We start from the raw sequence: 25,484 nt of genomic DNA on the forward strand, positions 1-25,484 counted from the left end.
CGGAACTGGTTGCGCGCGCTTCGATACGCTTCGATAGTCAGGGAGCAAGAACGTCGACGACCGTGCGGCCGCGGATGCGACCGGCGAGAATCTCCTCGGCGTACGGAATTGTGTCGGCCAGCGAGATCGTCGTCGAGAGCTCGTCAAGCTTGCCGAAGTCGACTCGCTCGGCCAGCGCATCCCATGCCCGCTGGCGCGCAGCGCGAGGCGCATTCACCGAATTCGCGCCGGTCAGGGTCACGCCACGCAGGATGTACGGCAGGACCGTTCCCGGTAGGTCTGCGCCCTGCGCGAGCCCGCACGCGGCAACGGTGCCGCCGTACTTCGTTTGCGCCAACACGTTCACGAGGGTCGTGCTGCCGACCGAGTCGACCGCGCCCGCCCATCGCTCCGACTGCAGGGGCTTGCCCACTGCATCCGAGAGCTCGTGGCGGTCGATGATGTCGGATGCGCCGAGCCAGCGCAGGTACTCGCCCTGTTCATCCTTTCGACCGCTCGACGCGACGACGCGATAGCCCGCCCGCGCCAGCAGCAGGATCGCGATCGAGCCGACTCCCCCGGCGGCACCGGTCACCAGCACGTTCCCGTCCTCGGGACGAATCCCCGCATCCTCGAGCTTCAACACCGACAGCATCGCGGTGAATCCCGCCGTTCCGATCGCCGCGGCACGCACCGGCGAGACGGCCTCGGGAAGGCGCACCAGCGCATCCGGCCGCACGCGCGCGCGAGTCGCGAACCCGCCGGGCAGCAGCTCGCCGATGCCGTCGCCGTTGAGCACGACCTCGTCGCCAACCGACCACTCGGGCAAACCGGAGCTGGTCACGGTGCCGACGATGTCAATGCCGGGGATGCCCGGGTACTGGCGAAGGATCCCGCGGCCGGCGATCGCCATGCCGTCTTTGTAGTTGTAGCTCGAGTAGCGCACGTCGATGTCGACGGTCGCATCCTCGCCCGCTCCGGCGAGGAGCTCGTCTTCGTTCGTCTCCAGGATGCGCGCCTCCGCGCCCTTCGATTCGACCACTACTGCGCGCATCCGCGTTTCCCTTCGTTGGCTGTGGCTTTACTCATGGCGTGCCCCTCTCGATTCGCGGCTTCGCCGCTACTCAAGGTGCGATAGGCGGCTTCGCGGCCCCTCAAGGAACGATACGCGGCCATTCCACGAGCGACCGTCATTGCGGGAAAGCATAACGAGGCCGATCCACTGAGTGCTCAGTGGTTCGGCCTCGAATGATGCGAGCGGGCTCTGCCTAGTTGCAGGTGCCGTCCGCCGAGCAGCTTGCGACCGTCGACGGGTCGAGCGTGCCGAAAATGGAGCCGAGGACGTCGCCAGCGTTGACCAGCGTCACCGGCTCAGTTGCGGTGGTTTCTTGTTCGTTAGTCATTCGTCTTTCCTTCCTCTTCGTTCATGTTGGCGAGCGTGCGGAGCGCGCTGCGGTAGGCATCGAGCGGCAGTGCGCCCGGCGCGGCGTACTGGTGGTTGAACAGCATGAACGGCACTCCGGTCACCCCGAGCTGACGGGCGCGGCCGATGTCCTGACGGACGGCTTCCTCGTGCTCGCTCGTCTCCTTGAGTGCGTCGCGAGCCTCCTCATCGGAAAGCCCGACCTTCGCGGCCTCCGCGACCAGCACATCCTCGTCGAACACGTTGATTTCGCCGGAGAAGTAGCCGCCCTGGAGCGTGCGGAAGAGCTCGTTGCCCTGGCCCTTCGTCGCCGCAGCCTGCACGAGACGGTGAATCGCGCGGGTGTTCGCCATGGGACGGTCGATCACGTAGGGCATGTCGATCTCGGCCGCGAGACCCTTGATCTGTTCCTCCATGCCGCGGACTTCGTCCTCGGAGCGACCGATCTTCTTCACGAGGTGCTGGATGTTGTCCTCGGCGCCAGCCATCGCGGGCGCGCTCGGGTCGAGCTCGAACGAGTGCGCCTGAATCTGCACGACGTCTTCGAGTCCCTCCGCCTTGATCGCTTCCTGGAGTCGAGCTTCGCCAACGTAGCACCACGGGCAGACGACGTCCGTCCAGATGTCAACGGTGATCGGGGCGGGAGTGTTTGCCGTTTCGGCCATGTTGCCTCGCTTGGTAGGGATGGGAGTCTGCTGAGATCTATTACAAATCAACACGCCTCGGCTGAGATTATTCCCGCGTTCGTGCCGGAATGCGTCGCGATGACGGCTCACACGGGTTCCTGGATCGTGTCGGGATGCTCGGGGTCGTAAAGTGCGTTGCTCCAGAACGCGGTGATGAGGTCTTCGTCGCCGAGGTTCTCGATGCTGTGGGCCCACATCGTCGGCATGTCGAGGGCGACCGGCTCGTCACCGGATACCCCGAAATCGACGACGTAGCTCTCGAAGAGCCGCCGCGTGCGCACGAGTGCCGATCCCCGCAGCACGACGAGCCGTTCGACCTTGCGCCGGTGGAAATGCTGGCCGCGCACCGCACCGGGAACCGTCGTCGAAACCGAGGTCTGTCCGGTTCCCCCGTGGGCCCGAAGCACTTCGACGTACGAACCCCGTGCATCCTCGTTCTTCGTGAGCGAGAGCGGGGCCCAGCCCGGGAACGTGAATGAGCGATAGGTATTAAAGAGGTCGCGATCGAAGGGCGTCAGCAACGGCGGAATCTCGCCGCGCCGGTAGACGCTCGACATGGCGCGCAGCCGATCGAGCAGCCCCGAGACCGTTTCGCGCTGTTCGAGATCGTGCTGGCTATCCGGTGGGATGAAGCCCAGGAGCAACTCGGCGGCATTCTGGGCGTGCAGCAGCGTCAGGTCGCGATCGCGCTGTAGCACGGGTTCGGCACCGACGACGAGCTGGTGCGCGAACGTCGCAGTCACCGAGTTATAGAACGGTTTGCCGTGTTCCCCGAAGACATTCGGCAAGCGGATGTCGACGAATCCGGCCCCGATCTGCGCCGCTGCCGTCGCGAGAAGCTCGCCCGCGTGCGCCTTCGCTTCCCCGTAAACGGTGCCGTTACCCGCCTGGATCGAGTTGGCGTAGACCACGGTTCGCGGTGGATGCGCGGCCGAGGTAATGGCGCTCGCGAGCTGTCGCGCGAAATACGCGTTGCCCTCGCGAATCTCCTCGTCCGTCGAGCGATTCACCCCGGCGAGGTGGATGCACCGATCAGCTCCCGAAACAGCTCGCGCGGCTGCCTCGTGATCAAACGATCGGCCAAGGATGATCCTTCTCGCGGCGATGTCGCGCTCGCGGAGCGCGACTCTCGTGTGCCAGCCGAGAAAGCCCTTCGCCCCCGTCAGCGCAATCGTGGCCATGCGGACAATTATCCGCCATGATCCGGGAAAAGTCCCGGTCAGTTCCTGGGGCTCGGGGGCTCGGTTGGCTGGCGGCTGGCGGCTGGCGGCTGGCGGCTGGCGGCTGGCGGCTGGCGGCTGGCGGCTGGCGGCTGGCGGCTGGCGGCTGGCGGCTGGCGGCTGGCGGCTGGTCGACCTTGCTCGAGAGGCGCTCCGAACTCCAAACGTCAAGCCTTGCCCAGATTTCGGTTAGAAATTTCAAGCCGAGCCCGGCATCCGACTTGAAAGCTCAGCCCCAGCCCCATATCCGGCATAAAAATTCAAGCCCAGCCCCACATCCGGCGTAAAAGCTCAGCCCCAGCCCCATATCCGGCATAAAAATTCAAGCCAAGCCCCACATCCGACCGCAAAATTCAAGTCGAGTCCCGCATCCGGCGTGAAAGTTCAAGCCAAGCCCAGATTCCGGCTTGAAAATTGAAGCCAGTCCCCGAATCTGGTTTGAAAATTCAAGCCGGGAAAACTGCGGTTGAAGAATCCTGCCAAATAGTTCTCACCGGGGGTATATCCCCTTGCTGGAGACTCCTCGGCATAAATTTTTAAGCCATCAAATGGACGGCTTGAAGATTTAAGCCATGCCCGTCCTCCGGCTTGAAAATTCAAGCCAGCGCCTCGTATCGGGGTGAGCATTAAAGCCGCAATCGCCTACGGCTCGAGAACTCAGGCCAAGACCGGCAACCGGCTCGACAACTCACGTCATGCCACACCTCCGGCCTAGAGCCCGACGCCAAACCCCACAACTTCAAGAGAAACTAAGGCCGTGACTCGCAGCTAGCCCACGAACTCAGGCTGTGACCTGCAGCTGGCACAAGACCTCAGGCCACGACCTGCAGCCAGGACAAGAACCCAGGCCGTGACCTTCAACCGGCTCAACAACTCAAACTAAACTCTGCAACCAGCACAAGAGCTCAGACCAAACCCCGCAACCGGCTTGAACTTTAAGAGCTAGTACGCGCGCACATTCGAAATTTGCGGGTAGCCGTCGACGATCTCGATGTCGCCGTACACGTTGAACTTCGACGTGCGCTCGCTCGGGTTCGGGTTGCTCGAGGTGGAGCTGTCAATCACGCCGATTTCGCCGCGGCTCGAAATGAACGACGTGCTCGAGAGGCTGTCGAACCCGGAGGGCTGCTGGGTCACGGTCAGGACCTCGAGCTTCGTGTTCCGCGTAATCGACGGGCACTCGTCATCCATATTGCCCGGCACCTGGGTGCAGAGGTCGACGCGCTCCTGCACCTGCGCGAGCACCGCATCTTCAAACGCCTGGTTCGGGGATGCGGAAAAGCTTGCCGTCTCGGGGTCGGCCGAGGGAGCCGTGACGCGCAGCGTCTGGTTGCTGCCGCTCACGGTGAAATACTCGCCTGCATCCGCAGACACCTCGTAGGTGCCCGGGTACAGGTAGATCCGCTGAGTGCCGGTCGTCGCATCCACGCCCACCTCGACGTCGCCGACGAGCACGCTCGGCATGCCACTCGTCGAAACCTCGATGGGTGCCACGAGGGGTGCATCGATGCTCCACGTCTTTTCGGGTGATCCGTCGACGGTCGTTTCGATCAACTCGAGCGCAAACACGTGCTCGAATTGCTCCCCGTCGAGCGACATCGTCGCGCGAACGCTCGCGGTCCCCTCGCCTTGGTCCACCAACTCGACCGCGACGACGCTCGGCCGCGAAAGGGCGCTCGCCAGCGCATCCACCGCCAGGGCATCGCCGCTCGCGAGCGGCGCGCCCGGGTCGACGAAGGCGCCCGCGTTCGTTGCATCTCCGGCCTCGATATACGACAGGTACTCGCGAACCGTTTCGGCGGGATCGCCCACGACCGGGATTTGGATGCCGCTGCTCTCCGTCGATTGCGGTCCGCGCTGCTGGCTATCAAAGTTGAAAACGGTGTCTGCGGTGGTCTTCGTGTTATTGATGAGGAAGAAGCCACCGACCACTGCGATGACTAGTGCAATTGCGAGAATGACGACCACCCAGACCCAGGGGCGTCGCTTCCGCGAGGAGTCCTCCGGCGGGAATTGCTCGGGCGGGAACTGGCCCTGCTGCGGCTCCTCGTGGAACTGCTGATCCTGGAGCTGCTCCTGCTGGAACGGCTGGTCTTGGTACGGCCGGTCCTGGAACTGGCCCGCCGGATACTGCTCCTGCTGCGGATCGTGCCGGAACTCCTGGTACTGCTGCCCCGGAACCTGCTGCTCCGGATACGTATCACGCCGCGGCGGTTCTTGCTCGGGGTCGCCCCAATTCGTGTTCGTCATGACGTAACAGCCCTCTACTTATCCTCGAATGCTCGAACCACCGCACCGTTCAGCACATTACCGGTTGATAGTTCAGCCTGGAGCGGGTGCGGGGTCAGCCTCGAGTCGGAATAGGATGGGGATCCACGGTTTTCGAAGATTGGTAAGGCAACAGCAGTGGATGCACATCGGAGTGAGAGCGCGGACGTCAAGCTCGAGCGTGAGAACGTCCTACAGGTTTTGCGCGGCGACTGGGTCGCCGCTGTCCGCGGCATCACCCTCGTTTCGGTCGATGACAATGAGCTCGTAATCGCGCAAGACATCGACCAGAGCGACGTGAATGGCGTGGGCGCGGCCCACAGCGGCGTGCTCTACACGATCGCCGACACCGCCGCCGGCATTACCGCGAACGCGCTCGAGCCTGGCACCCAGTGGCTCACCGACACCGCGACGATTCACCACCAGGCGCTCGCGCACCGCGGCGATCGCCTCACCGCGACATCCAAGCTCGTCGCCGACGGCGACGGCACCCGCCGCTTCGAGACGACCCTGCGAAGCTCCGCCGGGGACGTCATCGCAATCCTCGACTCGGTGCAAGTGCGCATCGAGTCTGAGGATGCTGAGGATCCGGCCTAGGAGTTTTCTTCCGTCGGGTCCTGGTCACGGCGTCGCTGCAAGATGAACGCCGCGGCGCCTGCCCCGAGCAGGAGCACTGCCATGGCAATGGTGCCGAACGGCACCGTGATTCCCGTCGCACCCATCGGCGAGCCCAGCGCATCCGGACTCGTGGTCGCGAGGATCGGCAGCTTCACCGACACAGGGTCCCAGCCGAGGACCTCTCCCCCGCCGTCGTATACCGCGAGCCGGTGATCGCCCGCGGCGAGGTCGTCCGGCACCGTGACGAGGATTGTTCCGTTCGCGGCCACGAGGAACTGCCCGAGGTCGCGCGGTGTCGAGAACATGACGACGTTGACGTATTCGCCTGCGTGCGCATCCCCGACGGTGACGAGGATGGATTCGCCCGCCGTTGCCTGCGCCGGGGTTTGCGTCTTCCCGCGGTTCTGCGCACTGAGGTCTTCGGCCACCGGGACCGACATTGCGGGGGTCGTCGCCGCAGGCGTGGGCGTCGACTCCGGAACGAACTTGAACTCCCACGACGAGGTCGCGCCCGTCGCAATCGTCACGTCCTTCTTTGGCTGCGCTGTGACGACCAAGTCCTCGGTGAGCGGCAGGTTTCCCGCTTCCAGGGTTTTTCCGTCTGCCGCGACATACGTGAAGGCATCGGATGCGGGAATCACGACGCTATTGCCATCCTGCGTCGGCGCTGGCGGAGTTTGCGGGACCTTGAGGTTGGCGTCGTAATCGAAGTTCCACGACGAAGCGGATTCCCGCTCGGAGTCGAATTCGATCTTCGTGCCGAACTGCCCCGTGGCGATCACCTGCAGCCCCGATTCGGGGATGGCGACATCGCCAGCCACCTCAACCGAGGCCGAGTCAAGCCGCTCACTGCCGACGTAGAAACCATAGAAGCTCGCGGGCCCCCATTTTGCCTCGACTGACTGACCATCCAGAGTCTTTGGCGCGGCGAAGTACTGGAGGTCTTCCGCCTCAGGAATCGAGACCGTGTTGCCGGTCTGTACGGGCGCGATCGGCTCGGATTGGCACATTGCGGCGATGTTGCCCTGGTAGCTCAGGCCGTCTTCCGAGACCCAGATTCGGATACCGCGATCGTCGACCGGCACCGTGAGGGTCTCATCCATGCCCGGCTCGGCCGCGACCGTCTTGCTCCAGATCACCTGATCCGTCGCCGCGGTGTTGGCGTCGAAGGATGTGGCGGCCACGTCGATCTCCGCGTCGCCAGCCCAGTCATCGCCGAGGCTGATGTGGAGGGTCGCCTTGCCCTTTCCCGAGGCGTCACACAGTACGTGCGGCGGCATCGCCACCGTGCTGTCCTCGGCCGGGCCCGCGGATGATTCGGACGGCGTGGTCGTCGCCGAGGCGGCGAGGCCCCCGGTCGCGATGAGCGCTCCGCCAAGAATTGCGGACAGCAATGTACCAACGAACTTGCGCACCGCCACCCCCAAACCAGGAACTCTATTACCGCTCTTTGCGACAAATCTATCAAGGCGTCGTATACGACCGCACCTTCACTGCGAAGAATGACGCCGAGACGTCATATTTTTACTAGTGACTGCAGCCCACGACGATTCGGTCACCGTCGTGGCACTAGGGTCGCTGTGCTCCTGGCATGATCTCGCGCAGTTCGATCCACGTGTCGAGCTTCCCGGCGAGCTCCGCGGCGAGCTCGACCGCACGTTCTCGCGAGGGGACTCGCACGGCCCAGAGTCGCGCGGAGGGCTTGCCTTCCGAGTTGTAGAAGCCTTCGCGGGACTCTCCCCCGGGCCCAATAACGACGGCCTGCTTCTCGGTATCGAGTACTTCGACCCAGTCGAGCTCGGAATTCGAGAAAAGTCGGTCCTCGAACTCTGCCAGAAACGCGGTCGCCTCCTCGCGCCACTCGGGACTGCGGTCAACCAGCTCAGCTTCGCGAACATGCCATGACATCAGGTAACGCATTTGGGCCTCCTCGACGCGGTCTGTCCATCGTGCCACTCCTATGCCGGTGGCTCAAGGATGCGGTGGGTCACCTGATCAGCGTGTCTTGCCCCAAGTTGCGTCCGCGGCTCCCTTTCTGAGGCAACCGTGTGGCTACGGATGCGATCAGTCATGGCGTTGTCGACGCGCGCCAGAGTATTGGCCCGACGAGTCGGGGTGCTGCCCGCACGAGCCGGGTCGTTGTCGAAGCTCACCAGGGTTTTCGTGACAATCCAGGGTGTCCGGTCACAATGGCTCATCAGCGTCACCCTGGTTCGCGGACACAGCAACCTGGTTCGCGGACACAACAACCCAGCTCGCGGACGCAACAACCCGACCGCAACCGCAACCGCAACCGCAAGGGTCGTGGATGTGGCGGTACGGCCGTCCAACTCAACGGTGCGGCAGCCCAGTTCAGCGGTGCGGCAGCCCGGCTCGGCGCCAAGCGAAAGACCCCGACTTCCGCACCGTAGTGCCGAAGTCGGGGGCTTTCAGATTGTGGAGCTACTGGGACTTTATTCTAATCGGGCCGCAAGACAGACGGTGATCGAAGAAATACTGACGTGTGAATGACGCAGCACTCTTTGTGTCGCGGCTTGCACAGCGCACGCGAGTTGGGATCTAACTACATCGTGAACAGTCCCGCCCGCTGACCATTAAAACCTCGATAGCCCCAAAGAAGCAAGTGTTTACCGCAAGAACGTGGTGTCGCACTCGACATAGTTAGTTGCTCTACCGAATGACGCTGATCCCCCGCCTGGCCTTTAAAAGTCCTATGTCCTTGGAGTTCCCGACGACTGGCAGCACGAGACGATCAATAATCGCTTTCTGTGTCTCGGGCGTCCAAAACACTTTGAGCCGTTCACGCGCACGAGTGATTGCCGTGTAGAAGATGCTATGGCTGAAGTCTTCTTCGTTCGCATCTGTGACGACCACCTTGACTGAGTCGTACTCGAGACCCTGCGCTTTATGAATTGATACAGCGTAGGCCACCTGAAACGGCACCGTAGTATTATCTGAATCGTCATCATCATCCGTGTTTCCCGTTTGATAAACATCAAAGCGAACAGTCGAATCATCGACAAAGCGAAGGTCCTCCCCGTCCACATCGATGGCAGTTACGCTTCGATCAAGCCAGACATCAAACTGGATGTGATCCTGGAACATAACGATATCGACGATGCGCCCCTTCAGATTGTTAAAGATAACCGGCTTGAATCTCTCGATCTCGTTGAACAGAATTGGGTCGTCTACCTTGTAGGTATTCACACCCCAGGTCGCAGCTTTGCCGGGATTACTACTCTGAAGGAATCGGTTGACATTGTTAATTCCATATAAGCCGTCATAGTTCAAGCACAGAACGATCTCATCTTCACGCTGAGCTTCAAAGAGCGACTGATCAAGCACTGTTGAGAATTGATTCTGCGCAATTGATTCTTCGATACCTTGATCCATCAATCGCACCTTGGACCAGAAATCAAGTAGTTCGGGATTCTTGGTGCGGTAAGGAGTTTCAAGCTCGAAAACTGATTCCTTCGGAATGAGCGACCGAATGATACTAAACCAATTGCCGAACTGGATCGACTCGATCTGGTAGACGTCACCTACAAGAACAAGCAGCTTAAATGAAGTGTTCTCGAGAACTCTGAGAAGGTCTGAATTGCTGACGGTGCTGCACTCGTCAATAATTAGGACGTCGTACTCTCGTTGGACCCCAGTCCGGTATATCTGGCTACTTATCGTCCTGAATTCCGCGTGCTGTACTGAAACGCGACGCTGCAAATTGTCTTTTGCCGGGTTGGTGTGGGCAAGAAGGAGTTTTTCGTTCCCGGCGAAGTAGTTTGCGATGTAATTAATCATCGTTGACTTGCCTGTCCCCGCCGCACCATAGATGAGCGCCACGCTTGACCGAGCAAAGAGACTCTTCATCGCTTCGACTTTGGCATCATCGTCAATGTCCAGTTGGGTTTCCTCGAGCCATCGAGTTACCGCGGCTTGATATCCGTCAACACCGACTTTCGCATGCTCTTGAATTTTCTCTATGATCCTGACAGTGTCATCTTCGTATTCGCGCTGAAAGATATGACCCTTGTCTTGCACAAGCTTGCGGCCTGTGTGCTTGTAATAAAGCTTCTTGTCATACGAGGCCAAAAGCTCGTCTAAATTACCCAAAGACTCAAGCTCATCTAGAGGGGTGTAGAGCCTGCCGTACCGCTCGACGTTTGTCTTGACCCGTCGAGCCAAGAACTCATGAGTTCTGCCGCTTGCATCAATACTTTCAAGTAGGTCACCGATCCGCGGGTTATGGCCGGGCAGCGAGGTACAGAAGGGCATGTCATCGAACGGTTTGCAGCCGTAAGGCAGATTCAGATTCGAAAGTAGCCCGCAGCCTCCGTATTCATACTGAGACTTGAGCAGTTGATTGTTCATGCGCAGCATCAAGTAGCGTAAGACATTCGTTCCTGCGCCGTTGATTGAGATGATTGCCCGGGCCGAATCGAGCGCGGGGAAAATTTGAGGCCTTTTTGCGCGCTGAACGACAACGGCTCGAATGTGCCGGTAACGGGCGTCCGGCATATCCATTAAGTCAAGGAGATTTGAAGATGTGTCAGTAAGGAACTGCATCAGCATTCGATACTCACTGCTTCCCGAGTTCACCTTGATGTCATGCCCCAGGAGACGCGCAAAGTTATCCATCTCACAAGGTCGAATTGAGACCTCCCACTTTTGAACAACCAAAATGGGCATCGTCTGGTCCAGCACCTGGATTGCGTCACTAATAAGCGTCAGATTCGCAGCGTACTTGCCCGTCATATCGATCTCTGTGAACGCGATGATTCGGTCAAACTTGCTCGTCTTATTCACCGCGTTCGAGAACGTTACTTCATACAAGATGCGACCGTCCACGAAGAAGGGACGCACTCTGTGGATGTAGTAACGATTTCTGACCCCGTCAGAACCCTGAAAATTCCTTACAGCATCAATGCGCTCAGCAATTTTTTGATGGTATTCCTTCAGCGAATCATCAAGATCCACGGGGAATCGCTCAAGATTTTCCAACGTATTAATGCCGCAGCGGGACTGCAATAGAGCACGTGTCCGAAGGAGGTATTCGTAGTACTTGAGCATCAACCGCTCGGAAGCATCTCCTTCGAAAGTGTAATGCGACGCGCTCTTCTGAAGGAGTTTGTGGAAGCGATAGAGGAAGCTGATGTCTTTGGACTGAGAACCGAGCCACTCAACTGCGCCGCCTGTCGCGTCGTAGTGGAACTCCGTATCCCCACTTTTGCTTTGCAGCCGAACAGCCACCGCCTCGACAAGATTGCGCAGCTGAGCAAGTAAGTTCTGTGCAAGGAGCGCTCTGTTGTGGCTCAACTCATCTATGTTTTGAGAGATGTTCTGCGTCACGCTTGAGATTTGCGCATCAACAGAGGCCATTTGCTAGTTCCGTTCTTTGTCCGTGACATAGCCGCTCACATCTGGAGTCTCGAAGAAGTAGAACGACATTGTTCGCATGTGGTGCGGATTTTGCTTCTGGAAGAAGTTTGAGGCTGCGTTGATCACGCCGACCATTCCTCCTCCGCGAGTGGGGCACCATTCAATTCATTGCGTCGTAATTCCCAGTCTGGGAGCCTCTGATCCATGAGCCTGGCGAATCGTTCGCCATGCTTTTGCTCGATGTAGTGAGTCATCTCGTGAACAACGATGTACTCCAGACAATTCGGATGTTTCTTCGCAAGCTCGAGGTTGAACCAGATATGCCTTGACTCGCGGTTGCACGACCCCCACTTGGTCTTCATGCGGCGAATCGTCCACTTTGGCACAGTGACTTGAAGCTCCCGCTCCCACTTGTTGATCAGGGGCGGAAGTGCCTGCTTCAACTGCTCCCGGTACCAGCGCTCCAGCACCGACCGACGAGACTCCACCGAAGAGTCAGCTGCTGTGTATAGGACGAGTCGGTCTCCATCGATTTCTACATGCGCTCTGCCCGGCCGTTCAACGACTTTCAGCCGAAGGCGGTTTCCCCAAACATAATGAGACTCGCCAGTGACCATCTCGCGCTCTGTCTGCCGTGGGGCATTCTGGAGCTGCTTCTGCTGCTTCCGAATCCAGGAGAGCCGCTGCACGATTGCGAGACGGATCTGCTCCTCATCAAATCGTTTCGGGGCCGCAACACGCACCCGCCCAAGCGGTGGATAGACCCCAACGTGTAGGTGCTTAATATCCTTATGAACGACATCGATATCGATACCGCTGACTCTGAGGTACGCGCTAGCTGTACTCATTGCTGCCTTCTATTAGCTCTAAGATCCGCTTCATGCGAGGGTCGTCGGCCGGAAGGTGCCTCTCGATTGCGAGCCTCACCTTCTTCTTCTTAAATCTATTGGTCTTCCATCCATGTTGTTTGCTGTTGCGTACCGCTGAATCGACGGCAAATGCAAGGTCGACGTCGTCATCTAGGTTGTCCACTAGCGAGCGCTGGGCCTCATTCTTGACCCACGTCGGGTAGCTCTTCCCTGTCTCTTTGTTGCCGAGTCGCTGGGCAGCTTCGAGGATCCTTGCTAAGTACTCTTCATACTCAATCGCCTGCTTCCGGCGCTCTTCAAGTAAAGCGTCGAGGAGCTCGCTCATGCGGTCGTAGAACTTCGGGTTCAATGCGTGCTCGTCGATAATGACTTTGCGCATGTTGTTGACGATGGTTTCGGCTACTGCCTCGCGACTCTTTTTGATCCCGGGCGGCAACTTATCGATTGCTCCGCGACCCAGCTTGACGATCAGATCTATAAGCCCCGCATCCTCAAAGTTGGAAACAACCTCAGACGCACCCGCCTTGATGTAGGTATCGAGGAGGAAGCGCATGTCAGCCTCGTATGCCTTGAAGTCAACGTCTTCACCGGCTGCGAGCTTCACCTCAGCGCGCACATCACTGTAGTGGGCGATCTCGCGTCTAATTTTTTCGGTGTCCGTTGGGCTGTAGCCTGCTTCAGTCATATCATTCGCGATGTTTGCAAATGCGCGAGTGACGGCCGCCACGGCCTTGTAAAGCTCGACGCGCTTCGGTTCGTTCGCTTTGATCTGCTCGGCATTACCCGCGTCCTTCGCGACGAAGAAGGCGCGATATTCGTCGGTGCCGCGGGGCGCAAGCACCGGTTCACAAAGCGCCCGAATACGCTCGAGCGCGTCATCGAGATCCTCACGAGCTGACTCGATCCGGTCTGATAGAAGTCCCTCGATGTCTTGCTCTTCATAGTTCTCGAAGGCTCCAGAGGTGTAATCCTCAATTGCCTTTTCGAGCGAGTTAAATAGGTCGCGGTAATCAACAATGTAGCCGTAATCTTTGTCATCGCCGTCGAGACGGTTCACCCGACAGATCGCCTGGAACAGACCGTGGTCTTGCATCTTCTTGTCGATGTAGAGGTACGTCGCACTCGGGGCGTCGAAGCCGGTGAGGAGCTTGTCGACCACTATGAGGAGCCGCATCTGACCAGGCTCTTCGATGAACTGCTTCTTGACCGCTGCCTCGAACTCCTCGACGCGCTTCATCGCCGAGTCTTCATCTTCATCGAAGTAGTCAGCGAGCATACGACGGTACGTGTCGTACTGGGCAAGCTTTTCTGTCTTGCCTGCGCCCGCGTCTTCCTTGGAAATCTCGCTGACATTAGGCTCGTAGCTCGTGACAATCGCACATTTGCCCTTGAACCCAGCTGCGACAAAAAGGTCGTAGAACTTACAGGCCTGATAAATGCTTGCTCCCACGAGCATCGCGTTGCCCCGCCGATCCATCAGACGAGGCTTCGTCTCCATGTCGAGAAGAATGTCAGCAACAATCTGCTCCGCACGAGACTTACTCGATACGACCTTCTGCATCGTGCCCCAGCGCTTCTTCAACTCAGCGCGGGTCAAATCCGTCATACCCTTGGTCTTGGCCTCAAACCACCGGTCAACGTGCGCAGGCGAGGTGAGTTCCTGATCGATATCTCGCGCTTCGTACTTCAAGTCCAAGACGACACCGTCAGCAACGGCCTCGTTGAACTTATAGGTGTGAATGAAAGAACCGAAGGTTTCGATACTCGTCGCTTTGTCAGCTTTGAGTAGAGGTGTTCCGGTGAAGCCAATGAACATCGCGTCCGGGAGGAGCTGCTTCATCGACTTATGCATCTTGCCCGACTGCGTGCGGTGCGCTTCGTCAACGAAGACAAAGAAGTTGCCCTTAGCGCGGAAATCCTTCGGCAGCGCTGCGTTGAGTTCTTTGATGAAGTCGTCAGTGTCAGCATCCGCATCATCTTCTTCGACACTACGGAACTTATGGACGAGTGAGCCGATCAGCCACTCCTCCGAGCTATTCAGGGTCGCAATCAAGTCCGCGCCACTCTTGGTTCGGTAGATGTTCTCGTTGACGCCCTTGAACACCCTCTCGATCTGATCGTCGAGTTCAGTACGGTCAGTGATGATAAGGACTCGGGGATCAGTACCCTTCTGGGACTCGCGGATCCGCTTGGCAAGCCACACCATTGTGAGGCTCTTGCCGGAGCCTTGCGTGTGCCAGATGATGCCGCCTTCACGCTTGGCGATACGTTCTTGGGCCGCCTTTATACCGAAGAATTGGTTGTGGCGAGGGCCTTTCTTGACACCGTTGTCAAAGACGATGAAGTCGTGGATTAGCTCGAGGAAGCGTGGCTTCGAACACATTTGCAGCAAGCCACGATCGAGAAGCGAAACGACGTCGGAGTCTTCTTTCCACTCAAGCCAGTACTTCTCTGGAGTATCGATTACACCGTAGCGCAGTCCCTCAGCATCATTGCCTGCGAAGAGGAACTGAACTGTCGAGAAGAACGGACGGATGAAGTCTTTGCTCTGATTACCGATTGATTGACGGATACCCTCGGTCACCGATACCTTTGAGCGCTTCAGCTCAATGATGCCAAGCGCCAGGCCATTCACGTAGAGCACGATGTCCGGGCGCTTTGTGTGCTGCCCAAGCACGGTTACCTCTTCGGCGAATGCGAAATGGTTCGCGGTCGGAGTCGCCCAGTCAATAAGCCAAACCGTCTGCGTTTGCTCGCCGACACCGGCCCTGACCTTCACGCCATAGCGAAGCAGTTGATAGACGTCGCGGTTTGCCTCAAACAGAGCATGTCCCGTGCCGACAGCGGCTGCCTTCTGAAGCTTGTCGAGCGCACGATTGATGAGCGTGTCATCATAGCCACGCGCGCGCAGATTCTGCGTGAGTAGATCAACTTCGATACCACTCGTGCGGTTCCCGTCAGACCAGTCGCCGAGGTAGTCGTAGTCCAGCTTGTCGCGGTCGGAAAGTAGTTGGACTACTCGCTCCTGCGTCTTACGTTCAATTTGACCTACAGTGCTCATGAAGATTCTCCTGCGCGCTCCACAGTTGATTCATCTACCCACCGAGCGAGCACGCTTAATGCGGCGAGGTATTCCAATGCGACTTGTTCTGACAGTTCTTGATCGGCCTCATGGGAGAGTGGGTTGCGAATTCCAGCAAACACTCCTTCAGCAAAGCTCATCGCTCCGCGTTGCACTGACCGATAAGTGTCACTGTCTTCTGGAGTCACACGGCGGAGTTTCGCCTTACCAGGCTTGGGGGTGTCCGTTGAGAACGACTCCTTGAAGAGGGCGGTCTCGCTCACATCACGCCGTCCAACCTTGTTCTGCGTCTCCGCATTGAGTTTGGTAACAGCGTCGCGTACCGCCTGAACAAAGTGACTTGATTGCCAGAGGGATGTTGCGCCCTCCCAAATCCAAGGATGCAAGTGGGCCGCTGAAATTCTTGGAGCGTCGTCGCCGAGTTTTTCCTGCAGCTCCTGCTCGCGTTGAAGCTGAGTTCTTCCGCGGCTTGCTGCTTCTCTAACCCCATCCCACCGGCGAGAGGATTCCCGTAGTTGGCCTCGCCAACCAGAGGTCACACGGTCGAGAATCTGCTCAACCACCTGGGCCTGACCCGCGATCTCTTCCTGATTCCCTCGGATAAACGACCCCATTACATTGGGGCGCGTCGAGGGCACATATTCAGTGAGATGAATGAAACTACCTAGTTGCTCAATTGCCCAGCTTCTATCCATGCCACTCATGCTGGAGCCCCCAGAGCAAGCCGAGTACGACCGGTGAGGAGTTGTTGCATCATGCCCGACTTGACTGCCCGAGTCTTCGTAAGGCGACTCTCCAATGTTGCAATTTCACGCCCGAAGTCATCTAGCGCGTCGGCAATGGCGTTTTGTTCTGTCAGCTCTGGTACGGGCAGCAATTTCTCCTGCAGGAACTTGAAATGGCGGTTGTAGCCGGTGCTAGCGACTGGGTTTGCCTGCAGTGCATGTGCGAAGAACCTCGTTGAATTACCTGGGACAGCCTTCAACAGTTGGGTGCCATCTGCCCCAACGGCAAACTCGAAGTCGACGAACTTCGTGATGCAGGTATGGTCTCCGAACACGATCACACCTTCACTGCCCGGGTCGAACGCGGTGCTCATCTGATCGGTGTAGCCAATGATCGATTTCTGCCCCTGATCAACAACTGGGAGGCGGCCTACACTGTTATAGGAGGATGCTGGCACTTGGTGCTTCTTGGCGTTGAGCCGGAACATCACCTCAGGAAATGGTCGCCATGTCCACTCTTCGGTAAACCCAGGCAGTCGTGTCTTTCCGGTGAGCAACTGCCTCATCATGCCAGTCTTGATGTCTTGTTTCTTGGTGATAAGACGTTCAAGCGTAGTAATTAATCCTTCAATATCCGATACTGCACCCGCAATGGAATCCTGTACGTCAATAGCCGGCACCGAAATTGGGAACGCCGCGAGTTCGCGCCCGTTAATGCCGGGCTGGCCGCTCCGCACTGAGGTGCGCGCTATCCAGTCCCAATAATGCCTGGATTGAAGCACTAAAGCCAGGAACTTTGGGTTAAGTACGTCAGGATCTGGTGCGATGTTGATTAGGAACCCCGCGTATACGAGCTCCCCATCCCGACGGTCGTAGAGATAAGATTTACCAACACTCGCACCTGTACGAGCAACAACAAGTTCGTCGTCTTGAAGTAGATACTGCAACGCCGACGGATGGTCAACTCCTACCTTTGGACTTGGAGAGAAACGGCCATACGCATCAATATCTGTGATGCGTATATATGCTGAGATCCCTGGAGTAAGAGTCACCGCGGCAGCGTTGAGTCCATAACGGGGCGGTCTCTTCAGGAAACGCCCTAATGAGTGAGGCGCGGTCGTCGTCATGATTCGATTCCCATATCCACTAGATTTCTGGAGACTGTTGATTGCAAACTCGCACAAATCTGCTCCAGGTTGCTGACGGTATCCGCGTAGCGCTCGCCAAGTTCGTTGATCCGAGCAACGAGACGAAGCGTCAGTTCAGCAACCTCGTCGTTGAGGTTTCGGGCGATTATGCCATGCCACTTATCATCAATTACTAAAGTCTGCACATCGGACTCGGTCAGACTTCCATACTTACGCAACGTGTGCTCGTCAAGTGCCAGCTGGGCATCCTTAGCTGCTTTCTTCGCAGCCGTCTCTGAGTCAAATAGCCTTAGCGCGTCAGCTGCACGTTCGAGCGTCTCGTTATCCTGTGTTGCCTTTGCTTCTCTAATTGCAGCCGTGAGTAGTTGCTTTGTGTAGGCGCCTTTGTCGTTACTGGCGTCCGCCAACAAGCCCCCGTCAACTCCATGCTCTTCAGAGTGCTCAGTCAGTGCGCCTGTCGCAGATTCCAAATTGGAGTTCAACTCGTCAAGATGTGCCTGTTCTTCTGAGAAGTAGTGCGCCACGATAAGTGCAGGTGGCACAAGGTCCATTTTGTACTTTGCTTTCTTGCGTCCTGCACCGATGACAAGGTCGGGTTCTTCAGAGAGCTTTCGTTCCTTATCCTCAATCGTTGCCCTAGGCTTGGACGCTTCCAGCCACCCGTCGTTCATCACGAGGAATACATCGTCATTCATGACGTCGTTCCAGTAGGTCATCAGCTGCTGGTATGCGTCGTACTCACTGAGGAGTGGCACGTCTTTGAAACGAGCCAAGAAGTCTTCACTCAGTTCAGTGATCAGTTCTGATGGATTCGTCGAGGAGTTGATTCCAACGAGCTTGTCTCGGTGGTCTGTGAACCATTCGCGGACGATCTCACGCACCTGACCTTGGAGCTCGACAAACCCCGGAGCATCAAGGATCGCCTGCTGCACTTCACTCACATCGACAGCAAGGTCACTGTAACCGGGGCGGTTCGGCCTGAACAGCTGACCCCGTAGCTCCGGGAAGGACTCCCAGTATTCTGCAAGTGCGTCGAGGTCACGGTTCGGAATTCCACCATGAATATGGGCATGGAGATCTTGCAGATCTTCTGGTTCAGTCGAGTCGATATAGCGCGGGATATTGAGGTTGTAGTCGTTCTTCGCGTCGGCAATCTCACTCAGCGGCACCATGCGAGAGTAGCGCTCGGTTTCAATCTGCTTATTGAAAGTGTCGACGATCTTGTGGATGTCTTGATGACGCAAACGGTTCTTGTTGCCGTCCTTCACGAACCCCCTGGAAGCGTCGATCATGAAGACTCCACTACGTGCGACCGCATTCTCCTTATCGAGAATTACGATGCATGCGGGAATACCGGTGCCGTAGAACAAGTTCGCAGGCAGGCCGATGATGCCCTTGATGAAGCCACGCTTCAGAAGCTCCTTGCGAATATTGGCCTCGGCATTTCCGCGGAAGAGTACGCCGTGTGGAAGGATAACCGCTGCTTTACCCTCTGATTTGAGTGAAGTGAGTGCGTGAAGCAGGAAGGCGTAGTCACCGTTCTTTTCAGGTGGCATGCCGTACTCGAAACGTCCGAAGTCATTCTCGAGGCCGTTCGACCACGACTTGACTGAGAACGGCGGGTTCATGACGACGTAGTCGAATGTCTTGAGGCGAGTGCCGTCAGTGAGCTTCGGGCTCGTAATGGTGTCGCCCTTGTGAATCTCCGCAGTTTCGTTGCCATGGAGAATCATGTTCATACGGGACAACGCCCAGGTTGCATTGTCTTTCTCCTGGCCATAAATTGTCATGCCGCGAGGTGCTTGGGCGGCAGCCTTCAGCAGTAACGATCCTGAGCCACAGGCCGCGTCGTACACCGTCTCGTCTTGGCGAGTCTGGCTGTTGATGCCGACGACCTGCGCAACGACGCGCGACACTTCGGCAGGCGTATAGAACTGCCCTTTGCTCTTGCCTGACTCTGTGGCGAAGTGTCGCATCAGGTACTCGTAGGCATCACCGAGGAGATCGTCGCCCTCTGCGCGAGAGCCGCGGAAGTCCAGCTCGTTGAATATCGTCACCAGCTTGGAGAGACGGTCCTGCATCTCCTTACCGTTACCGAGCTTCTCAGCATCGTTAAAGTCGGCTTGGTCGATGACGTTGCGTAGATCGTTGGCTTCGGCAAGCTTGCCAATTATCTTGTTGAAGCGGTCACCGATTTCTTTGTCGCCCTTCGCAGCGAGCATGTCGTCGAACGAGCCACCCTCCGGCACCTCGATCAAGCTGTCAGGATCAGACTTCGCTTTGTCCGTGACGTACTTCATGAAGAGGAGTGTCAGCACATAGTCCTTGTACTGACTAGCGTCCATGCCGCCACGCAGCTCGTTCGCGCCCGCCCAGAGAGAGCTGTACAGATCAGACTTCCCTACGTGCCAGGGTTGAGTGAGTCCACCGGTTCATAGCAAATCCGCCTCGTAGGGCGTGTTGAAGGATCCACCAACCTGATGAGTAGCAATGCCCCAATCACCACGATCGATGTGGACAATGGAAGAGTGTCCGCTCCCTCGAATCCAACTGGCCCGACCCGTCGTCGGTCGTTCACCCCTGCCCAGAAACTCCAGTACCTGTCCGAGTACGAGACCGCTTGCGAAACCGGGCAAGGCGGCGCGTTCCTGCGTCGGCATGGCCTCTACTCGTCATTGATGTCGGAATGGCGACGTCAACGTGACGCGGGCCTCCTCGAGGGCAAACAGCCCGGCGACACGGTCGGGGCACCCTCGCGGGAGCAAGCCGAGATCGCGCGGTTACGGCGAGAACTCGCCAAAGCCGAGCGGAAGCTTGCGACCACGGAAACGGCGTTAGACATCATGGGAAAAGCACACGCGCTCTTGGAACAACTCTCCGAGAGCGCGGACCCCGACCCGAAGCACAAGAAGCGCTCATGAACACCTACCTCGAACTCACCGATGCCGGGGTCCCGACCCGGCAGGCTGCGACCTTGACTGGTGTGTCGCGGGCGACCGCGGCGCGGGCGATCGCCCGCGCGAGGCGTCCTGACCCGGCGCCTGCTGGCCCGCGCCCGGTCCCGGTGAACAAGCTCTCGCTCGCGGAACGAGCCCGGATCTTGGCGGTGTTGAATAGCGAGGAGTTCGTGGATAAGCCGCCGTTACAGGTGTACGCGATCCTGCTGGAGCGGGGCGAGTATGTCGGGTCGGTGTCCACGATGTATCGCGTGCTGGGCGAGAACTCCTTGGTGCGGGAACGTCGCCGGCTTGCGACGCATCCGCCACGGAAGGTGCCGGAGTTGATCGCGACCGCGCCTGGGGAAGTTTTCTCGTGGGATATTACGAAGCTCCCGGGGCCGGTGAAGGGCACGTATTACGACGCGTACGTGATGATCGATATTTTCTCCCGCTATATCGTGGGCGCGATCGTGCATTCCTGCGAGGACGGGGTCCTCGCCAAAGAGATGATGCTGGACGCGTTCGGGATCCACGGCACCCCGCAGGTCGTGCATTCTGATGGTGGCCCATCGATGACTTCGAAAACGGTGCAGACGCTGCTGGCCGATCTTGGGGTGGTGCGGTCGCGTTCCCGCCCGCACGTGTCGAATGATAATCCGTATTCGGAAGCGCTCTTCAAGACGATGAAATACCTGCCGGAGTTCCCTGACCGGTTCTCGTCACTGGTCCATGCGCGGCAGTTCCTGGACGAGTTCGTGCATGCCTATAACCATCATCACCGGCATTCCGGGATCGGGATGCATACGCCTGCGGATGTGCATTACGGGCTTGCTGACATGGTTGATCGAGACCGTGACGCGACCCTGGACGCTGCTCGTCGAGCGCATCCGGAACGCTTCGGTACCCGAGCACAGGTGGGCCGCCCCCGTTGTTAGGTCCGCTCAGTATGCGAGTCGATTTCTTCTAACTGGTGGGTGCAAGATCGAGCGTACTCGACCGGCGACCGGTATCCGAGCGAGGAATGCCGACGCTCATGGTTGTACTCGTGTTTCCAGTCGCTGATCACGACCCGAGCATGAAGCAGCGAGTAGAAACTGTTGATGTTCAAGCACTCGTCACGGAGCCTCGAGTTGAACGACTCTACATATCCGTTGCGCCAGGGCTGGCCCGGTGGAATGTACGACAATCCGGTTCTTGTGCCTGCCCACTCTGCTACGGCGTCGGAGATGAACTCCGGCCCGTTGTCACTGCGCAGCACCATTGGTGCCCCGTGTACGGCGACGAGTTCCTCGAGATGCCGGATGAATCGCTCGGCGGTGATCGACCGCTCCACGAGACCGCCCAAACATTCGCGGGTGTGTTCGTCTACGATCGAGCAGATCTTGATCGCTTTGCCGCGCTCATCGACATCGAACTGGAAATCGACCGCCCAGACAACGCCCGGCGCAGTCGCGGCAGGCGCTTCGATAGTTGAAGCCCCGATGCGCTTGCGCCTGCGCTTCTGTGGCACGCGGAGCCCTTCTTCACGCCATAAACGCTGCACCTTCTTGTGGTTCACGTCCCAGCCCTCGCCGCGGGCATCGTGATACGCGCGACGGTACCCCCACCTCGGGTGATTCTTCGCAAACATCCGCAGCCAGTCGCGAAGCGCCCGGTCGGGATCTGCTGGAGTATCACCTTTGAGTGGCCGCCGCCAGGCGGAGCGGGAAAGCCCGGCCAGACGGCACGCCCTACGCTCACTGATCTGCAGGGTGCGAATCAGGTGCGCGATCGCGGCACGCCGTCTACCCGGGCCTAAAAGTTTCCCTCAGCCAACTCCTTGAGCGCGGCCTTCTCGAGCTCAGCCTCAGCGAGCAACCGTTTCAAGGTCGCATTCTGCTTCTCGAGTTCTTTCAACCGTTTCGCGTCTTCGGCTTTCATGCCGCCGTACTGGTTTCGCCACCGAAAATAGGTTTGCTCCGTGACGCCGAGCTCGCGGCAGGCATCGGCGACGGTATTGCCCTCGCCAAGGAGCCGGTCGGCTTGCCCCAGTTTCCGGACGATTTGCTCCGGGGTGTGACGTTTTCTTTGCTTGCTCATCGTGTGATCCATTCTCCCCATGATCGCGGGGTGTTGGACTCACATAACGAATGGACCTAGAAAGAGGGGTCAGCCCACAGGCCCGTCCGAAGATTCTTGAGCGGGAACCGGCGGCGTGGATCAACCCGCCATCTGTCGACGAGATCGAATTAGCTGCCTAACACCCACCGGCCTCATTCACCTTGACAAATACCGCTTTTTCAAAGCCACCTTCACGCCACCACCCTCGCGTGATTAATCATCTTGTCTGACGGGGCTGCGTTGATCATGTTTCGATGTTCTCCTTGCCCGAGGGCAAATTTAAGTGGGTAATTCTTGGCTCAGTATCCAACGTACCGGTGGCCACCGACACTAGGCGGATCACTTGATGCAGCGGGGAGCGTACGTGCTGCGACCAAGCGCTGCCATCTACCTTTGATTATCCCATGAACAGGGGTTTTATTAAAGAGCGAACCAGCGAACCGTAAACGACGCACTCGACTCTAGGACCAATACCGTTCAGTTAGCAGCGACTGACGCTGATCGTCGTCTGCTTAGCAGGCTGGGGCCAGTCGGCGTGCTCGGCACGTTTGACGTGCCACTTCACGTACTTCCGTTTCACCACCCGGGGAGCAGAACGGCGTCGACGCACGGGATTGAGCCGCGCAAGGAGCCGGCGAAGGAACCCGAGCCAGCCGGGACCGTCGCGGTCATGCTGGTCAGGGGAAAAAAGCGCCCGGATGGGCGAGGGTTTGACGAGTGATCCGCAACGCAGCAACAAAACTCACCCGGTCCGGATCATGCCCTTGATGGGCGGCAGCCTCGCCCATCAAGGACCGGATCGCGAAGTGGCAGCACAAGTGTCCCCAGATCTCCTGCAACACCAGATCCGGAGACTTGGAACGCAGCACCGTACGCGGCCCTCGTTGGTGGGTCTTGAGCTCGTCGAAGGCCAGCTCGATCTCCCACCGCTGGGAATAACCGGCGGCCAGCTGCGTGGCAGACACCTCATCCGGATCAAGCAGGGTTGTGAACAGACGGTATCGCTCGGGATGTTCGCGGCCGTCATCGATCGTGTAGTCGATCACGCGCACGCGCATCGGCTCGGCCCGCCGGGCTGCGGCCGAGTGCGTCTGGCGCAGGTCAGCCAGCCACGACCCGTCGGGTAGATCCGCGACGTGGACCGGCTTCGGTGCGCTCTTGTCGGTGCGGATCCGCCACAACAAGTCCGCGCCGGTCGCGGTAGCCTTCCGCCACAGGGCGTAGGAGAAGAACCCGCGGTCGGCGGTGAGCACCATCCCCCGTTGCAGCTTCGGCACAAGCCGCGCAGCGAGGGTCGCTTCGGATTCGCGGTAGGGGCCGATCTCAGCAGCGAAGATGGCGTGGGTGCCACACTCCGCCAACGCCACGACCCGGGCTTGGGGGAACGCGGACTGCTCGCCCTTGCTGGTCGCAGGTCGACCGAAGTGCGCGTGGTTCACCGCAGTGTCGGCAACATCGAGGCACATTCCATCGATCGCGACCAGCCGACGGCCCGCCAACCAGACACCCGGCGTGCTCGCGTCACCGATCGGGTTCGCGACTCGCTCGAACAGCGCAGCCAACGGTTCGAACCCCAACCGGGCCCGAGCTTGGAAGATCGCAGACTTGCTCGGTGGTGTGTAGGTTTCGGTCCAGCCAGAGGCCCAGGACAGGCCATCGGTCAATTGCGACCAGATGTCCTCGTACGACCCCTCCGAGTACAGCGCCATTCCGATGGAGAAATACGCCATCACCCGCGCCGGTAGCGAGCGATGACGTTGCTCGGTACGACCTGTCTCGGCGATCACGTCATCGACCACGCCGGGCGGGAACACCCGCGTCAGCACACCGACCGACACCAAATCCGACAACCGACGTTCGGACTCCGACTTCTTCCACCCAGCTCTTGGCATACCACCAAACTACACCGCTGTAACCCTAACTGAACGGTATTGACTCTAGGACTCTTCTTTCACGTGCCCGAGAGGTAGAGGCTTTGTCAGGTCAGTGAACCTCCCCCCAACGGCAACAGCAGATGGGCGCTTCCCTCTTGGCAACTAACAGCTGCACTTCACGATTCGTTCACGCGCTCTCCGTAACTTCCCTGCCATGGACGAATCATTCGACCTTCCGCTCTGCCCCGACTGCCTTGGTCGGCTCGAGCCTCTGCCGCTCGGTGACACCGTGGTCATGAGTTGCCCGCTGTGCGGGTTCGAGGGTGAGTCCTTTCAAGCAGAGATACGACCGTATCCCACGATCGATGAGTCGTTGCCGGAAATTGGATAAACCTCGATATCTCGCGCATTGGTGCGCTAGATAGATAGTTGCCGCTGCCACCTCCTAATACATGAGATTCTACTCTCGCAGCAACACAGTAAATACAGCGCTACTTACCGGCTAAAAACAGAAGAATGCTGTTAAATAGTTCGCTATTGACCTTCAATTATTAATAGATATGAATCAAGACGAATTCACTAAATTATTTAAATACATGCAAGAGATGCGGAGCGAAATTCGTGCTGCACTTGAGCAAAAAGCCGACAAGCGAGATGTTGATCGTATTTTGAGCGGGCTAGACCGACTGGCTGCACAGGCAGATACGGACGACACCGAGCGCCTCGCCCTCAGTAGTCAGGTGAACCGACATGAGGAATGGATTGAGCAGGCAGCACCGAAGCTAGGTGTATCGTTCGAACCCGGCACTTAACACCGCGCCTTTCGAAGCCAGGCGTTCAGGAAATTTTGGCTGCGTCTGGACTCCTACCGTGCCCCGCGTATCATTCACGCTATGGACGAAGCGTTCGATCTTCCGCTCAGCCCCGACTGTCTTGGTCGGCTCGAGCCTCTACCGCTCGGTGACGTGGTGGTCATGAGCTGTCCACTGTGCGGGTTCGAGGGTGAGTCATTTCAAGCAGAGATACGACCGTATCCCGAGATCGATGAGTCGTTACCGGAAATTAGATAAGTTTCGAGACATACCAACTCGACTCAACCCTTAGGATATCCACCACTACGATATCGGTAAGTGAATTCCCACCGTCAGCAAGATGACCATTTACTAACTCTTGCATT

At 58.4% G+C, this 25,484-nt stretch carries 18 protein-coding genes and 1 pseudogene; 4 read left to right on the top strand and 15 right to left on the bottom strand.

Features of this window, described 5'->3' with window-relative positions; translation table 11 throughout:
* Positions 1–37: 37 nt before the first annotated feature.
* The 4 genes from GMOLON4_RS08180 to GMOLON4_RS08195 all read right to left on the bottom strand — a co-directional run bounded on the left by GMOLON4_RS08180 (position 38) and on the right by GMOLON4_RS08195 (position 3,269).
* A complete protein-coding gene (locus tag GMOLON4_RS08180; RefSeq protein ID WP_026937315.1) occupies positions 38–1,033 on the bottom strand; it encodes an MDR family oxidoreductase in 996 nt (331 codons plus the stop codon).
* Between the two features lie 214 nt (positions 1,034–1,247).
* Positions 1,248–1,382: a hypothetical protein gene (locus GMOLON4_RS08185; protein ID WP_265576777.1), complete on the bottom strand. Its 135-nt coding sequence runs from the start codon at positions 1,380–1,382 to the stop codon at positions 1,248–1,250.
* Entirely contained in the window at positions 1,375–2,067 is a 693-nt protein-coding gene (locus GMOLON4_RS08190; RefSeq protein ID WP_026937314.1) for a DsbA family oxidoreductase, read from the bottom strand. Before GMOLON4_RS08190 ends, GMOLON4_RS08185 begins: the two co-directional genes overlap by 8 nt.
* Positions 2,068–2,174: 107 nt before the next feature.
* A complete protein-coding gene (locus GMOLON4_RS08195; protein WP_026937313.1) occupies positions 2,175–3,269 on the bottom strand; it encodes a polysaccharide biosynthesis C-terminal domain-containing protein in 1,095 nt (364 codons plus the stop codon).
* On the opposite strand from GMOLON4_RS08195, the gene GMOLON4_RS08200 reads away from it, so the two are divergent.
* Positions 3,268–3,501: a hypothetical protein gene (locus tag GMOLON4_RS08200; RefSeq protein WP_181244117.1), complete on the top strand. Its 234-nt coding sequence runs from the start codon at positions 3,268–3,270 to the stop codon at positions 3,499–3,501. The two genes, GMOLON4_RS08195 and GMOLON4_RS08200, sit on opposite strands and share 2 nt — an antisense overlap.
* Positions 3,502–4,250: 749 nt before the next feature.
* On the opposite strand, the gene GMOLON4_RS08205 is transcribed toward GMOLON4_RS08200, so the two are convergent.
* Positions 4,251–5,558, bottom strand: a complete 1,308-nt coding sequence (locus tag GMOLON4_RS08205) for a hypothetical protein (protein WP_026937366.1) — start codon at positions 5,556–5,558, stop codon at positions 4,251–4,253.
* A gap of 156 nt (positions 5,559–5,714) precedes the next feature.
* Between GMOLON4_RS08205 and GMOLON4_RS08210 the strand changes: the two genes are divergently transcribed.
* Positions 5,715–6,173, top strand: coding sequence for a PaaI family thioesterase (locus GMOLON4_RS08210; protein ID WP_026937365.1), 459 nt, complete (start codon positions 5,715–5,717; stop codon positions 6,171–6,173).
* Here GMOLON4_RS08210 and GMOLON4_RS08215 read toward each other — a convergent pair.
* From GMOLON4_RS08215 to GMOLON4_RS08250, 8 genes are all read right to left on the bottom strand, one after another.
* Positions 6,170–7,621 (bottom strand): hypothetical protein, encoded by a 1,452-nt coding sequence (locus tag GMOLON4_RS08215; RefSeq protein WP_156892051.1) that lies wholly within the window; start codon positions 7,619–7,621, stop codon positions 6,170–6,172. The genes GMOLON4_RS08210 and GMOLON4_RS08215 overlap by 4 nt on opposite strands.
* Before the next feature lie 142 nt (positions 7,622–7,763).
* Entirely contained in the window at positions 7,764–8,114 is a 351-nt protein-coding gene (locus GMOLON4_RS08220; protein ID WP_026937363.1) for a YciI family protein, read from the bottom strand.
* Positions 8,115–8,864: 750 nt separating this feature from the next.
* On the bottom strand, positions 8,865–11,570 hold the full coding sequence (locus tag GMOLON4_RS08225; protein WP_026937362.1) for an ATP-dependent DNA helicase: 2,706 nt from the start codon (positions 11,568–11,570) through the stop codon (positions 8,865–8,867).
* Between the two features lie 122 nt (positions 11,571–11,692).
* Positions 11,693–12,418: a M48 family metallopeptidase gene (locus GMOLON4_RS08230; RefSeq protein ID WP_026937361.1), complete on the bottom strand. Its 726-nt coding sequence runs from the start codon at positions 12,416–12,418 to the stop codon at positions 11,693–11,695.
* A complete protein-coding gene (locus GMOLON4_RS08235; RefSeq protein ID WP_026937360.1) occupies positions 12,405–15,500 on the bottom strand; it encodes a type I restriction endonuclease subunit R in 3,096 nt (1,031 codons plus the stop codon). The genes GMOLON4_RS08230 and GMOLON4_RS08235 overlap by 14 nt, the downstream gene beginning before the upstream one ends.
* Positions 15,497–16,216, bottom strand: coding sequence for a TIGR02391 family protein (locus GMOLON4_RS08240; protein ID WP_245575491.1), 720 nt, complete (start codon positions 16,214–16,216; stop codon positions 15,497–15,499). Before GMOLON4_RS08240 ends, GMOLON4_RS08235 begins: the two co-directional genes overlap by 4 nt.
* 5 nt (positions 16,217–16,221) lie before the next feature.
* Complete coding sequence (locus tag GMOLON4_RS08245) at positions 16,222–17,373, bottom strand: restriction endonuclease subunit S (protein ID WP_084147574.1); 1,152 nt, start codon at positions 17,371–17,373, stop codon at positions 16,222–16,224.
* A complete protein-coding gene (locus tag GMOLON4_RS08250; RefSeq protein ID WP_265576780.1) occupies positions 17,370–19,784 on the bottom strand; it encodes a type I restriction-modification system subunit M in 2,415 nt (804 codons plus the stop codon). Before GMOLON4_RS08250 ends, GMOLON4_RS08245 begins: the two co-directional genes overlap by 4 nt.
* Positions 19,785–19,922: 138 nt before the next feature.
* Here GMOLON4_RS08250 and GMOLON4_RS08255 point away from each other — a divergent pair.
* A pseudogene (locus GMOLON4_RS08255) lies at positions 19,923–21,238 on the top strand (IS3 family transposase); the annotation flags it as partial.
* Positions 21,239–21,264: 26 nt separating this feature from the next.
* Here the strand turns inward: GMOLON4_RS08255 and GMOLON4_RS08260 are convergent.
* Both GMOLON4_RS08260 and GMOLON4_RS08265 read right to left on the bottom strand, forming a co-directional pair.
* A protein-coding gene (locus GMOLON4_RS08260; RefSeq protein ID WP_106486790.1) for an IS3 family transposase occupies positions 21,265–22,412 on the bottom strand; the annotation gives its coding sequence in 2 pieces (ribosomal slippage) (positions 21,265–22,142 and positions 22,142–22,412; 1,149 coding nt in all).
* A 698-nt stretch (positions 22,413–23,110) separates the two neighbouring features.
* On the bottom strand, positions 23,111–24,325 hold the full coding sequence (locus GMOLON4_RS08265; RefSeq protein WP_026937887.1) for an IS4 family transposase: 1,215 nt from the start codon (positions 24,323–24,325) through the stop codon (positions 23,111–23,113).
* A 542-nt stretch (positions 24,326–24,867) separates the two neighbouring features.
* Between GMOLON4_RS08265 and GMOLON4_RS08270 the strand changes: the two genes are divergently transcribed.
* Positions 24,868–25,119, top strand: a complete 252-nt coding sequence (locus tag GMOLON4_RS08270; protein WP_146137582.1) for a hypothetical protein — start codon at positions 24,868–24,870, stop codon at positions 25,117–25,119.
* Positions 25,120–25,484 lie beyond the last annotated feature (365 nt).

Origin of the sequence: Gulosibacter molinativorax, assembly GCF_003010915.2 — a bacterium.
GTDB classification, from domain to species: Bacteria; Actinomycetota; Actinomycetes; order Actinomycetales; family Microbacteriaceae; genus Gulosibacter; species Gulosibacter molinativorax.